The 12,344-nt window shown below is 73.9% G+C and carries 12 protein-coding genes; 6 read left to right on the forward strand and 6 right to left on the reverse strand.

Going from position 1 to position 12,344, the window contains the following annotated elements:
- Nucleotides 1-28 precede the first annotated feature (28 nt).
- Nucleotides 29-247 carry a hypothetical protein gene (locus tag THESUDRAFT_RS13260; RefSeq protein ID WP_156821710.1) on the forward strand — a complete coding sequence of 73 codons (219 nt, stop codon included), beginning with the start codon at nucleotides 29-31 and terminating at the stop codon, nucleotides 245-247.
- On the opposite strand, the gene THESUDRAFT_RS03955 is transcribed toward THESUDRAFT_RS13260, so the two are convergent.
- From THESUDRAFT_RS03955 to THESUDRAFT_RS03975, 5 genes are all read right to left on the reverse strand, one after another.
- Complete coding sequence (locus tag THESUDRAFT_RS03955; RefSeq protein WP_006903432.1) at nucleotides 227-1,588, reverse strand: DUF7916 family protein; 1,362 nt, start codon at nucleotides 1,586-1,588, stop codon at nucleotides 227-229. The genes THESUDRAFT_RS13260 and THESUDRAFT_RS03955 overlap by 21 nt on opposite strands.
- A 50-nt stretch (nucleotides 1,589-1,638) precedes the next feature.
- Complete coding sequence (locus THESUDRAFT_RS03960) at nucleotides 1,639-2,190, reverse strand: PTS sugar transporter subunit IIA (protein ID WP_006903433.1); 552 nt, start codon at nucleotides 2,188-2,190, stop codon at nucleotides 1,639-1,641.
- Entirely contained in the window at nucleotides 2,183-2,509 is a 327-nt protein-coding gene (locus THESUDRAFT_RS13840) for a PTS sugar transporter subunit IIB (protein ID WP_278199598.1), read from the reverse strand. The genes THESUDRAFT_RS03960 and THESUDRAFT_RS13840 overlap by 8 nt, the downstream gene beginning before the upstream one ends.
- 84 nt (nucleotides 2,510-2,593) lie before the next feature.
- Nucleotides 2,594-3,727 carry a PTS transporter subunit EIIC gene (locus THESUDRAFT_RS03970; RefSeq protein WP_006903435.1) on the reverse strand — a complete coding sequence of 378 codons (1,134 nt, stop codon included), beginning with the start codon at nucleotides 3,725-3,727 and terminating at the stop codon, nucleotides 2,594-2,596.
- A 147-nt stretch (nucleotides 3,728-3,874) separates the two neighbouring features.
- Nucleotides 3,875-4,798, reverse strand: coding sequence for a PRD domain-containing protein (locus tag THESUDRAFT_RS03975; protein WP_006903436.1), 924 nt, complete (start codon nucleotides 4,796-4,798; stop codon nucleotides 3,875-3,877).
- Between the two features lie 549 nt (nucleotides 4,799-5,347).
- Between THESUDRAFT_RS03975 and THESUDRAFT_RS03980 the strand changes: the two genes are divergently transcribed.
- The 5 genes from THESUDRAFT_RS03980 to THESUDRAFT_RS04000 all read left to right on the forward strand — a co-directional run bounded on the left by THESUDRAFT_RS03980 (nucleotide 5,348) and on the right by THESUDRAFT_RS04000 (nucleotide 11,790).
- The gene (locus THESUDRAFT_RS03980) at nucleotides 5,348-7,438 is read left to right on the forward strand and encodes a DUF2512 family protein (protein ID WP_006903437.1); all 2,091 of its coding nucleotides are present in this window, start codon (nucleotides 5,348-5,350) and stop codon (nucleotides 7,436-7,438) included.
- A gap of 434 nt (nucleotides 7,439-7,872) precedes the next feature.
- On the forward strand, nucleotides 7,873-8,985 hold the full coding sequence (locus THESUDRAFT_RS03985; RefSeq protein ID WP_006903438.1) for a M20/M25/M40 family metallo-hydrolase: 1,113 nt from the start codon (nucleotides 7,873-7,875) through the stop codon (nucleotides 8,983-8,985).
- The gene (locus THESUDRAFT_RS03990) at nucleotides 8,963-9,991 is read left to right on the forward strand and encodes a M42 family metallopeptidase (RefSeq protein WP_006903439.1); all 1,029 of its coding nucleotides are present in this window, start codon (nucleotides 8,963-8,965) and stop codon (nucleotides 9,989-9,991) included. The genes THESUDRAFT_RS03985 and THESUDRAFT_RS03990 overlap by 23 nt, the downstream gene beginning before the upstream one ends.
- Nucleotides 9,981-11,144, forward strand: coding sequence for a M42 family metallopeptidase (locus THESUDRAFT_RS03995; protein WP_006903440.1), 1,164 nt, complete (start codon nucleotides 9,981-9,983; stop codon nucleotides 11,142-11,144). Before THESUDRAFT_RS03990 ends, THESUDRAFT_RS03995 begins: the two co-directional genes overlap by 11 nt.
- A 397-nt stretch (nucleotides 11,145-11,541) precedes the next feature.
- On the forward strand, nucleotides 11,542-11,790 hold the full coding sequence (locus tag THESUDRAFT_RS04000; RefSeq protein WP_006903441.1) for a ferredoxin: 249 nt from the start codon (nucleotides 11,542-11,544) through the stop codon (nucleotides 11,788-11,790).
- 158 nt (nucleotides 11,791-11,948) lie between these two features.
- On the opposite strand, the gene THESUDRAFT_RS04005 is transcribed toward THESUDRAFT_RS04000, so the two are convergent.
- Nucleotides 11,949-12,317, reverse strand: a complete 369-nt coding sequence (locus THESUDRAFT_RS04005) for a DUF1801 domain-containing protein (protein ID WP_006903442.1) — start codon at nucleotides 12,315-12,317, stop codon at nucleotides 11,949-11,951.
- Nucleotides 12,318-12,344: the final 27 nt, after the last annotated feature.

Below are 12,344 nucleotides of genomic sequence, written 5' to 3' on the forward strand. Positions count from 1 at the left end.
AGCGGGGGACGGCTTCCCCCGAAGGGGAGTGCCAGCGGGCAGTGGAGGAGCGGGGCCGGCGGGGCGCCTGCAGGCGCCCCGCCGGCCTTTGCCCGGGCACCGGGACGAGCCCGCCACGGGCCGGGTTCTTCTGGACCTGGGGGCCGGGCGGCCGGCCGACCTTCCCCAGCAGGTGGCCGCCGGGGTGCTGGATCCCTTCCTGGACCGGGCGCTGGCGGTTCTGCAATCACCGCCGCCAGGGCGATAGGGCCATGCGCCGGTAGGTGTGCCGCCGGCCGCGGATGGCGATGCCGTAGGCCATGATGTTCTCCGGCAGGGCGATGCCGTGGTAGCCCGCATCCCCCAGATGATGCACGTCGAACCCCGCCGCCTTGGCCATCAGGGCGATCTGCCGCACGGTCTCCTCGCCGGCCCCCTCCTGGGACGTGCCCACGGTGCTCATGGCCAGGGCGCCGGCGGCGTGGACCGCCTCCACCCAACGGCGCGCCTGGTCCAGGGTGACTCCCGGCACGGTGGCCGGCGCGGGCAGGGCCACCAGGTCGACCCCGGCCGCCACCAGGTCCTTGACGTCACCCTCGTCCAGAAAGGGTTCCTGCCCGAACCAGCGGCCGGCGCCGTGCATGCGGCCGGCGGCCAGCAGCAGCCGCTCGGGCGGAAGAACCCGGCGGATGGCCTCCGCCGGCCGGAGGATGCCTTCCGGGCTGACCCCCGTCTGGGGGTTGCCGGTCAACAGGATCCACTGGGCCCCTTGCTCCACCGCCCGCAGGGCATTCTCCGGGGTGGCCCGCCGCCCCGGCGGCACCCGGTCGCTGGGCTCCAGGTTGATCCCCACCACCCGGCCGGCCAGCAGGGCCAGGGCGGCCAAGGGGCGTACGAGGTCGAGCGCCCCGGCACCCGGCACCGCCTGCCCGGCGAGGGCAGGGGCCGCGGGTTGACCCGCGGGTGCGGCGGGTGCGGAGGCGGCCGGCAAGGCGGCACCACGACCGGTCTCGGTAGACGCGGCAGAGGCCGGAGCATGACCGGGCGCGGTGGTCGCCACCCCGGCTGGCATGGTGCCGGGCGCGACGGCCGGGGCCCCGGCTGCCGCCTGGGCGCGCCCGGTCAAGGCCGGCGGGGCAGCCGGCAAGGTGGCGGGCTCGCCGGCAACCGCCGCCGGACCCGGCGCGGCCCAGGCGGGGGCCGCGCCGGCCGGTTCGTCCCAGCCCGGCAGGCCGGCGATCCGGGGCGCCCGCACGTCGTAGACGTTGACCAGCAACAGGTCCGCACCGAAGGCGGCGGCCAGCTCGCCGTTGGTCACGCCGTCCACCAGGGGCGCGGCCACGGCCACCACCTCGGCGGCCAGAACCCGGCCCTCGCTGGCGGCGATGGCCTGCCGCAGGGCCGTGCCCCGCAGGCGCACCAGCTCGGCCGGTACCAACTCCAGCAGCCGCCCTGCGGGCCGGCCCTCCGGCGCCGGCGGCACGGCAGCCTGTACGGCGGCAGCCTGCACGATCTCTTGCGGTGCCCCCGTGGCACGCGGCTGCGGGGATCCAGAGGGCTGGGATAGGTTCTCCCCGGCGGGCTCGCCGGGGTGGAACGGGACGTTCACGGTTCGACCTCCTGGGGTTTCGCCACCTGGCATGGGCCGCTCGCCGGTCCTCAGGCGGGCCCGGCGGCCCATACCACCCGGAACAGCACGCTCTTCCCCGCCAGCGCGGTGCCCTGGGCCACGGGCGCAACCCGGCCCCCCAGCTCGTCCAGGTTGGTGACCAGGACCGGCGAGAGAGGGGAGCGGGCTCCTGCCTTGAGGCGCTCCAGGTCGATCCGGATCAGGGGCTGGCCCGCCTCCACCTGCTGTCCCACCGCCACCAGGGCCTCGAAGGCCCCCTCGGCGTGGGCCGAATCGATCCCCAGGTGGATGAGCAGCTCGACGCCCTCCGGCGTCCGCAGTCCCACGGCATGGCCGGTGGGGAAAAGGGCGGTGACGGTCCCGGCCAGCGGGGCGATGACGGGGCCCGCCTGCGGGTCCAGGGCCATCCCGTCGCCCACCATCCGCTCGGCGAAGACGGGGTCCGGGACCTCCTCCAGCGGGACGACCCGGCCGGTCACCGGTGCGGGCACGGCCAGCTCCCTGCGGTCACCGCCGCCGGCCGGCTCCGCCGCGGCGGCCCCGGCAGGGCCGCCGCGGGCCGGGTTCGACCGCTCACCCACGGCCCAGAAGCTCCTTCATCTCGGCTTCCAGGTGCTCGGCGCTGGTACCGAAGACCACCTGCACGGCGCCGCCCCCCATGCGCACCACGCCCATGGCTCCCTGGCGCCGCAGGGCGGCTTCGTCCACCTTCCCCGGATCCGCCAGCACCAGGCGCAGTCGGGTGATGCAGCTGTCCAGCTCCCGGATGTTGTCCGGTCCTCCCAGGGCCTCGATGACGGCCCGGGCCTTGTCCGACATCGTTCTCGCCTCCCCGGCTACCAGATGGGGCCGCGCCGTGGAGCCACCGCGGGCGGGCCCGGCGACGCCGCCCGGGCCCACCCGCTTCGTGGCTCTCTCCGCGCGGGTTGGGACGTGGTCCCGTTCCGGGGCCGGGTCTGCGACGAACCCGGCCCCGGTTTCAGACTAACCCTGCGGATTGCTGCGTGTCTCCACCGGCTCCCGGCCGGGCGTGGGCAGGTCCAGCCGCCGGATCAGGAACCGGAACAGGAAGTAGTAGACCACGCCGAAGACCAGGCCGATGGGGATCAGCAGGGCGGGCTGGGTCGCAATGCCCCAGTTCAGCACGTAGTCGATGAGACCGGCGGAGAAGGTGAACCCGTGGCGGATCCCCAGCTCGTAGACCAGGGCCATGGAGATGCCCGAGAGCACCGCGTGGGTGATGTACAGCACAGGTGTCAGGAACATGAAGGCGAACTCCAGCGGTTCGGTGATGCCGGTGACGAAGGAGGTCAGGGCCGCGGAGAGCAGGATGCCCCGGGCCGCCGCCCGGTTCTCCGGCTTCGCCTCGTGGATCATGGCCAGGGCGACGCCGATCAGACCGAACATCATGATCGGATACCACCCGGCCATGAAGATCCCGGCCGACGGGTCGCCGGCGAAGAACCGGTGCAGGTCGCCGTGGACCACCTCGCCCGTCTGGGGGTTGGTGAAGTCGCCGAAGACGAACCAGACCAGGCTGTTGATGATGTGGTGCAGGCCGAAGGGCAGCAAAAGCCGGTTCAGCACCCCGAAGACGAAGACCCCCGCAGCCCCCGCCCCCACGATCCAGTTGCCCAGGGCGTCGATGGCCTGCTGGACGGGGCCCCAGACGAACCCGAAGACCACGCCCAGGACCAGGGCCCAGAAGGCGGTGACCAGCGGGACGAACCGGCGCCCGCCGAAGAAGCCCAGCCACTCCGGCAGCCGGATGTTGTGGTAGCGGTTGTACATGGCCGCGGCCAGCGCGCCGGTGAGAATGCCCGCCAGGACGCCCATGTTGAGGTCCTCGTTGATGGTGGTGAGGGTCTTCTGGAACACCACGTACCCGACCAGAGCCGCCAGTCCGGCCACACCCGCCTGGTTGGCCAGGCCGATGCCGACGCCGATGGCGAACAGCAGGGGCAGGTTGGAGAAGATGGCATCCCCGGCCTGCGCCATCACCGGAATGTTCAAAAGGTCCGGCTGGCCGAGGCGCAGCAGGATGCCGGCCGCGGGTAGCACCGCCACGGGCGCCATCAACGCCCGGCCCACCCGCTGCAATCCCCCCATGACGTTCATCGCGGACACCCCTCCTCTGAATATGTCCACCTTGCCAGCAAAAAACCGGAGGATGCACGGCCTTGCTGCCGGGCCGCGCACGCCTCCGGTTCATGCCGGGTCGAACCCGTAACACACCGGGTTTCGATGGTGGTCTAGGCATCGCCTTTATTCGCGCCCTGAGGGTGCCGTTCCTTCCGGGGGCCTGCCCTCCAGCATCAGTTTGGCCAGGTGCAGGGCCACGTAGCCCAGGTCGTCTTCGGGCACGGGCTTGCCCAGCCGCCGGGCGATTTCTGCCCCCATCTCCTCCGCCAGGGCCATGGCCTGGGGGAACTCCTCCCGGATCCGGGGCAGCAGGGGGTTGGGGGTTCCGCCACCCTGCGCCACGGCGTCGACCAGGTAGCGCAGGTGGGCCACCAGCCGGGCGTGATCCAGGTTGCCAGGGCGCAGCGGCACCTCGAGCCGCCGCCGGACCCACTCCACCAGCTCGTGCACCAGCGCCGTGTCCCGGGCCGGCTGCTTGACCGGGACGCCCGCCCGGGCCGCTCGCAGGTGCAGGGCCACGAAACCGGCTTCCGCCGGTGGCAGAGCCGGCCCGCCGGCAGCGGCCACGTCCGCCAGCAGCTGGCGGGCCAGGAGCAGTTCCTCCGGGAACAGCACCTCGATCTCGTCCAGGAAAGGGTTCTCCAGGGGGAGGCCCTGGCGCACCCGGTGCAGGGCGAAGGCCAGGTGGTCCACCAGGGCGGGCACGATGTGGGGGTCCACCGGTTCGCCCAGGGCCGCCTCCGCCCGCTGCACGAGCCGTGCCACCACGCCCGGCAACCAGTCCGGGGCGGGCACCGCCGCCGGTTCGGCAACGTAGACGGCTTCGATGGCGGGATCACCGGCGGCAACCCAGCGGGATTGCCGGGACCGGTAACCCAGGCCGCGGCCCTGCAGCACTACGGCCCGGCCGTTCCCGTCCCGGGCCAGGACCGCGTTGTTGTTGAGGACTTGCATCACCCGGTACCCCGCCGGGCCCTCCTCACCGGGCCCGGCGATGCCCCGGCCGGGCCGCGCCCGGCGCGCCTCGGACTGGTGGTCGCGGGACATCGCCGGCCCTCCTTCTCGCCTGGCAGGATGCGCATCGGGTGCCATGGGTACCCGCCTCGCGCCCCGCGCCCGTGGCTCTCGGCTGGGCGTCGCCCCTGGGTTCGCGGGCGGCCGCCCGCGATCCTGCCGCCACCGGGGCGATCAGGGCAGGCGAGACAGATGGCCATCACGACAGGTCGAAGGACTATAAGGCTTTGACCCGATAGGCCGCCCTGCGGCCGGAACCGGCCGGCGGCATCGCGGCGGGCCGTCGCCGGGCTCGTCGAGAATTGTCGCACGAATCTCGTTGATTTCGTGGTATTTCGGAACATTTCGTGCCAGGAAATGGACAGGTCCGGGCGAACTTGGGCCAGTACCCGCGGCGGGCCGGTGCCCCGGCGAGGCGAGACCCCGCCCCGGCCGGGACGGTGACCGGGTTCTGCCCGGGTGAACGCGGGACCGGTGGGGGGAGCGGGCATGGGGATCCGGGATATTCCGGGCATGGCGCGGATGGCGTGCCTTCCGGCACGCTGGACGGCCAGATCCTCCAGATCGGGGTGGGAAGGCAGGGTGCTGCGGGCCGGGCCGGCAGCAGCCGAGGAGCAGGGCCTTCCCCCCGGGCCTGAGGGGGACCGGCACCGGAGCGCCGCCGCCGGGTGGCGGTGGCGCCAGGCCGCGGGCGTCATCCTCACGGTGGTGGCCAGCGTCACCGCGACCGAACTGGCCCGCCGCGCCGGCAGCCCGGCCTGGCTAGTGGTCCTGGCCGCAGCCGTACCTCTGGCGTCGGGTACCGCCTGGCTCGACCGGCAGTGGGGCCGCTGGTGCCGGCAGGAAGAGGACCGGCGCTGGCTGGTGGAAACGGTTCTGGACGAGTTCCGCTCCCGGGCCACCGCCGTCACCCTGGCGGCCGGCATGTTGCGGCGCAGCCGCTCCCAGGCCTCCGGCGGGGCCTCTGCGGTGGATCCCGCGACCCCGGCCGCGCCCGCTGGCCCGGCCTCGCCCGTCTCGCCGGCGACCTTCCCGGCGGTGCCGGCTCCCGCCTCCCCGGTGGCGCCGGCTGCCGCGGCTAGGGAGACTGCCGCCATCCCCAGGCCCCGGCTTCCTGATCCCCCGGACCGGCCGGACGCCCGCGCGTCCCTCGCCGGCCCTGGCGGCGGGTGGGGGCGCATCGTTCCCCTTCGCGTGCAGGAGGGGTTGCCCGCCGGCCGGTTCGCTGACGAGCGGTCCCACACCCACGTGCTGGTCCAGCTGGAGGCCGAGGCCGAGCTGCTGCGCCTCAGCGCCTTGCAGCTGGCCTGCTGGCTGCGCCTCCAGGCCCGGCGGGTGCGGCCCGAACGGGAACGGGTCGACCTGGCCGCCGTGGCCGAGCGGGTCGCCCGCCGGCTGGCTGCCGTGGCCCTGGCCCGCCAGGTGCAGGTCACGCTGGCCGGCCGGTCCGGGACGGCCATGGTGGTGCGCGGCGACCGGGCGTTGCTCGAGCTGCTGTGCTCGAGCCTGGTGGCGGCGGTCATCGACCGCTGCCCGCCCGGAAGCCGCCTGGAGATGCGGGTTGACGGTGACGGGGCGGCGGTCGTGCTGGACCTGGAGGCGCAGCTGCCGGCTCCGGGCGGCGACGGGGGCCGGCCCGGGATGAACCCGGCGGAGGGCAGGGCGGTGCTCTTGCCGCAGGCGGTCCGCGACGCTCGCCCTGGCGCCGTTGCGGCCGGCTCCCGGGCCGGCGGCCCGGCAGGCCCCGCCGGTTCCACTGCAGGACGAACCGGCCCCGCGGGAGGGGCGGCCGTGGGCAACCGGTGGCGCCGCGGCGTGACCTCGCCCCTGGCCCTGGAGCTGGTGGCGGCGGTAGCGGGCCTGCACGCCGGCCGCTGGCGGGCGGCGCCCGGCGGGTTGCGGTGGACCGTCGAGTTGCCCGCGGCCCACGGCCCCTTCGGCATCCTCCGGTCGCTGGTGCGCCCGGCGCCCTCTCCAGGTTTGCCGGCTTCGCGCCCCAGTCCCCTGGTCAAGGCGCGGGTCACCCCGGGGATCGTCTCGCCGGTGGCGGGTCTTGCCGCCGCCCGGGCCGCCGCCCCTCGCGCCCTTGCCCGGCGGGCCACGGTCGTGGCGCCGGCGGTGGTCCCCGGCGGGGCCAGGGTGGCGCCCTCGCCGGCGCGGTGGGCCAGCCCGCGCCGCGCCGGCGGTGCGCGCCCCTTGTCCCCTGGCGGCCCTGGGCGGCCCGCGGGGCAGGCCGGGGGTCCGGCCGGCCGGAGGCACGGGTGGCGGCCGCCCGGGTTGCGGGGAATCCTAACCAGGGTGAGAGCCGTGCCGCACCTCTCGGCGCTGGCCGTGAAATTCGTCGCCACGGCGGCCGTCCTGCTCTGGATCCTCCCTGCAGGCGGGAGCATGGCCGGACCCGGTGCTCTGCTCCTTCTGGCTGCCGCCGTCACCCTGGCCGGTTACGTCACCGGCGATCGCATCGTCCTGCCCGTCGGCGGGCAGGCGGTGGCGATGGTGGTGGACGTCCTGCTGGCGGCCCTGATCCTGGCGGTGGCCGGCTACCTGTGGCCGGCCCTGGCCCTGCGGCCGGGACCGGTGGGGCTGGCGTCCCTGGCCCTGGGCATCGCCGAGTTCTTCTTCCACCGGTACTTGAAGACACGGGGGCTGGCCCGGCCGGTGCCGGGCGAGTAGCGGGCACACCGTCCGGCAACCCTCCGGCCGCAGCCAGGAAACCGGAAAGCCCGGATACCCGGAAGACCGCGGGGTTCACCCCCTGCGACGGCCCATGCCGCAGCGGCCCCGTGATCCGCGCCGGCGGCGCCCTGCCGCAGCCCCGGTGGCCCGCCGCCGTGGCAGCCTCCTGCCGTCGTGGCCTACCGTTGCCCAGCTGTCCCGCCTCCGCGGTCCTCTCTCGCCACGCCCGGCCGCAGATCATCCTGCCAGAAGTGGTATCATCGAACTTCGGAAGAAGGACGGCCCGCCGGTGCGGTTCGCCCTGGTTTGCGCCGCACCGGCGGGTCCGTTCCAGGCGCCGTTCCCCGGGCCAACAGGTGCCGCCCAACGGCGGGCCGGGCCGGACGGCCGGTTCGACCGGCGGGAACGGCGGGTGGGAGGAGGGTTGCTTGTTGGATGCGGCGGAAGTGCTGGCCCGCCTCGCCTCCATCGCCGGTCCCCCGGGCCATGAGGGGCCCGTGGCGGCGGCGGTGGAAGAGCTCTGGCGGCCCCTGGCCGCCGAGGTGCGCCGGGACGCCCTGGGCAACGTGATCGCCGTGGTGCGGGGCGAGGGGCTGGCCCTCCCCGGCGGGCGGCGGGCCAGCGTGATGTGGGCGGCCCACATGGACGAGATCGCCCTGCTGGTGGCCGCCATCGAGGACGAGGGCTTCCTGCGGGTCGACGCCGCCGGCGGCGCCGACCCCCGCAACCTTTTGGGGCTCGAGGTCACGGTCCACACCGCGGGCGGGCCCCTCGCCGGCGTGGTGGGGACCAAGCCGCCCCACCTGACCAGCGCCGAAGAGGCGCGCCAGGTGCCCCGCCTGCGGGACCTGTTCGTCGACGTGGGCCTGCCGGCGGAGGCGGTGCGGCGCCGGGTGCGGGTGGGCGACCCCGTCACCCTCCGCCAGTCGCCGGCGCGCCTTCAGGGCCGGCGCATGACGGGCAAGAGCCTGGACAACCGGGTGGGCGTCACGGTGCTGACCCTGGCCCTGGCCGATCTGGCCCGCCGGCGCCACGCCGTGGACGTGTACGCCGTGGCCACGGTCCAGGAGGAAGTGGGGCTGCGGGGGGCCGCCACCAGCGCCTACGGCCTCGACCCCACCCTGGCCATCGCCGTGGACGTGACCTTCGGCGACCAGCCCGGCGTGCCCGACGGCAAGACCGTGGAACTGGGCAAGGGCGCGGCGGTCGCCCAGGGGGCCAACATCCACCCGCGGGTGCTGGAGGCCCTGCGGGAGGCGGCGAAGGCCGAGGGCATCGCCACCCAGCCCGAGCCCATTCCGGGCGCCTCGGGCACCGACGCCTGGGCGATCCAGATCGCCCGCGAGGGGATCCCCACGGGCCTGGTGTCGGTGCCGCTGCGGCACATGCACAGCCCGGCGGAGGTGGTCGACCTGGGCGACGTCCAGGAGGCGGCCCGCTTGCTGGCCGCCACGGCGGCCCGGCTCGACGCCGGGGCTGCCAGCCGGCTGGTGGGTCCGGGCTGGCAGGAGGTGAGGGCGGGTGCTGCTGGCGCGGCTCAGTGAGGCCCGGGGCGTTTCCGGGGACGAGGGGGCGGTGCGCGAGCTCCTGCTGGAGGCGGTGCGCCCCCACATCGACGCCTACCGCATCGACGGCATGGGCAACCTGCTGGTCGTCAAGGGGAAGGACAAGCCCGGCCCCAGGGTCATGGTGGCCGCCCACATGGACGAGGTCGGCGTGATGATCACCCGGATCGAGAAGAGCGGCCTCCTGCGTTTTGCCAAGGTCGGCGGCCTGGACGACCGGCTGCTGCCCGGCAAGCGGGTGCGGGTGGGGCCGGACGGCGTGCCCGGGGTCATCGGCAGCAAGCCGATCCACCTGGACCGCAAGGCGAGCAGCGTGACCCCCGCGGACGAGCTCTACATCGACATCGGGGCCACCTCCCGCGAGGAGGCGGAGAAGCTGGTTCGTCCCGGGCAGTACGCCACCTTCGACACGGCCTTCGGCGAGCTGGGCCAGGGCTGCTGGAAGGGAAAGGCCTTCGACGACCGGGTGGGTTGCGCGCTGCTGGCCGCCCTTCTGGAGGAGGACTACGACTTCCCCTTCTACGGCGCCTTCACCGTCCAGGAGGAGATCGGCCTCAGGGGCGCGGCCACGGCGGCCTATGCCATCGCGCCCGACGTGGCCCTGGTGCTGGAGGGCACCACCTGCGCCGACATCCCCGGTGCGGACGAACACGGCCAGTCCACCCGCCTCGGGCACGGGCCGGCCATCACCGCCATGGACCGGACGGTGATCCCGCCCCGCTGGCTGACGGACCGGCTGGTGGCGGCGGCCGAGCGGCGGGGCATCCCCTACCAGTGGAAGCGGACCACCTTCGGCGGCACCGACGCCGGCCGGATCCACCAGGCGCGCGCCGGCATCCCGTCGGCGGTGGTCTCGGTGCCGTGCCGCTACATCCACTCCCCCTGCGCGGTGATGAGCCAGCAGGACTATCACGATGCGGCCAGGCTGGTCCGCGGGTTTCTTGAAGACCTGAGCGAAGGAGGCGTGCCCCGCCATGGTGACTGACGACATGACGGCCGGTCGGGCCGGGCCGGGCGGCGAGCCGCCGCACCCCTCCGGTGCGGGCCGCGAACCGCAGCCCGTTGCCGCCCCGGCCGCGGAGCGGGAGGAGCCGGCGGGCGAATCCCGCCTGATCGGGTTCCTCCGCGACCTGACCCAGACCTACGGCCCGTCGGGCCGGGAGGAGGCCGTGCGCGAGTACATTCGCGCGCGGGTGGAGGCCTGGGCCGACGAGGTGCGGGTGGACGCCCTGGGCAACCTGATCGCGCGGCGCGGGCCGCGGGGTGGGGCGGCCCCGGGCCGCGGCGGCGGTTCGGGGCGGCGGATCATGGTGGCGGCCCACATGGACGAGATCGCCCTCATCGCCACCCACATCGACGAGAAGGGTTTCATCCGGGTCGAACCGGTGGGCGGGCAGGATCCCGTCATCCTCATGGGCCAGCGGGTCGAGTTTGCCGGCGGCGTGATCGGCGTGGTCTCCAGCGAGAAACTGGACGGCGCCCGCGACCTCAAGATGGGCAAGCTGTTCGTGGACATCGGCGCCGCCTCGGGCGACGACGCGCGCCGCTCCGTGCGGGTCGGCGACATGGCCGTGTTCCACCGGCCCCTGGAGCGGGCGGGCCGGCGCCTGGTGGCCAAGGCCATGGACGACCGCTCGGGTTGCGCGGTGGTCATGGAGGCCATGGCGCGGCTGGAGGACTCGCCCCACGAGGTGTTCTTCGTCTTCACGGTCCAGGAGGAGGTGGGCCTGCGCGGCGCCCGCACCGCCTCCTTCGGCATCGAGCCGGACGTGGCGGTGGCGGTGGACATCACCCTGGCCGGGGACACCCCGGAGCCTGAGCACCGGGTGGCGGTGGAACTGGGCAAGGGGCCGGCCGTCAAGGTGAAGGACAACAGCCAGATCGCCCACCCGCTGGTGCGCCGCTGGATGGAAGGCACGGCGGAGGCGGAGGGGATCACGTACCAGCTGGAGGTGCTGCCCTTCGGCGGCACCGACGCCGGCGCGATGCAGCTGGCCCGGGCCGGGGTGCCGGCGGGGACCCTCTCCATTCCCACGCGGTACGCCCACACGCCGGGGGAGATGGTCGATGCCGGCGACCTGGAGGGGGCCGTGCGGCTGCTGGTCGCCATGCTGCAGCGCCCGTTGCCGGAACTCTAGACCCCGGACGGAACGGCGGCATGCCGCGGGCGGCCTGCCCGCAGTCGGGCTGGGAGGGGCAAGGGCCGGGAGAAGCAAGGGCTGGGAGAACCCTTTGGGATGGGTGAAAATGAATATCACTTCTTTTCTGCCGAAATCGCGCGAATTTGCGAGTTCCCGGCAGGATTCTCGCCCGGCCATGCGGTACAGTAAGAGAGGCGGGCACTGATCCGGTCCCTGGCAACGCCTCCCGGCCGCCGGGAGCGCGCCGGGCGCTCCGGCCCACAGGCGCTTCCACGCCGGGGCCGGTCCACGGGGGTCCGCCAGGGGCAACCACAGCTGCCAGCCGCCTTGCCACGGTGGACGGGGTTGCCATAGACTTAGAGGGGTAAACCGGCGAGGAAAGGAGCACCGGCCGATGATCTACGTCATCTGCGAGCCGTGCATCGGCACCAAGGACCAGTCCTGCGTCGAGGTCTGCCCGGTGGACTGCATCTACGAGGGCGAGGACCAGTTCTTCATCCACCCGGAGGAGTGCATCGGCTGCAGCGCCTGCGCGGCCGTTTGCCCCGTCGAGGCGATCTACGACGAGGACGAGGTCCCCGAGCAGTGGGAGCACTACAAGGAGAAGGCCCGCAAGTTCTTCGAGGAACGCGGCCAGCTCTGATCCTCGGCCGCCCCAGCTCCCATCACCGAGCGTGCCAGCCAGCAGCGCCCCGGAGCCGTCTCCGGGGCGCGTGTTGTATTTAGGCCGCGCCCCGTCCAGGCGAACACGGCTTTGACCGCCGGAGTGCCGGCTCCCCGGAACTCGCCACCGGCCTTTGTTCAGGGCCGGCGAGCCGCCGTGGCGTTCCGCACGATGGCGGCGACGCGCATCTCCGTTAGCTCGTCCAGGTGCGTGAAAAACCAGGCACTGGGCATGAACTGGTCGGCCTGGTTCGGCTCCCGCTCGAAGTGCGCTTTGTCCGTCAGGCCGAAGGTCATGAAGCGCTCGTCGGCTCGGAAGAAGCAGAGGACAGGACCGCTGCCCCTGGCGTATCCGGGCATGCCGTACCACAGTCGCGGGGTGAGTCCGGGCACGGCATCGAGGATGACCCGATGCAGCCGCAAGCCGTAGGACCGGAAGGGTTCCCGCCACGTTTGGATCTTCTCCAGAACGGCGGTTTCGCCTAGGTCGCATCTTGTACCACTCAAGGCTTCTCTCCTTTCCCAGCGGCAAGG

This window comes from Thermaerobacter subterraneus DSM 13965, from assembly GCF_000183545.2.
In the GTDB taxonomy this organism is placed as follows: domain Bacteria; phylum Bacillota; class Sulfobacillia; order Thermaerobacterales; family Thermaerobacteraceae; genus Thermaerobacter; species Thermaerobacter subterraneus.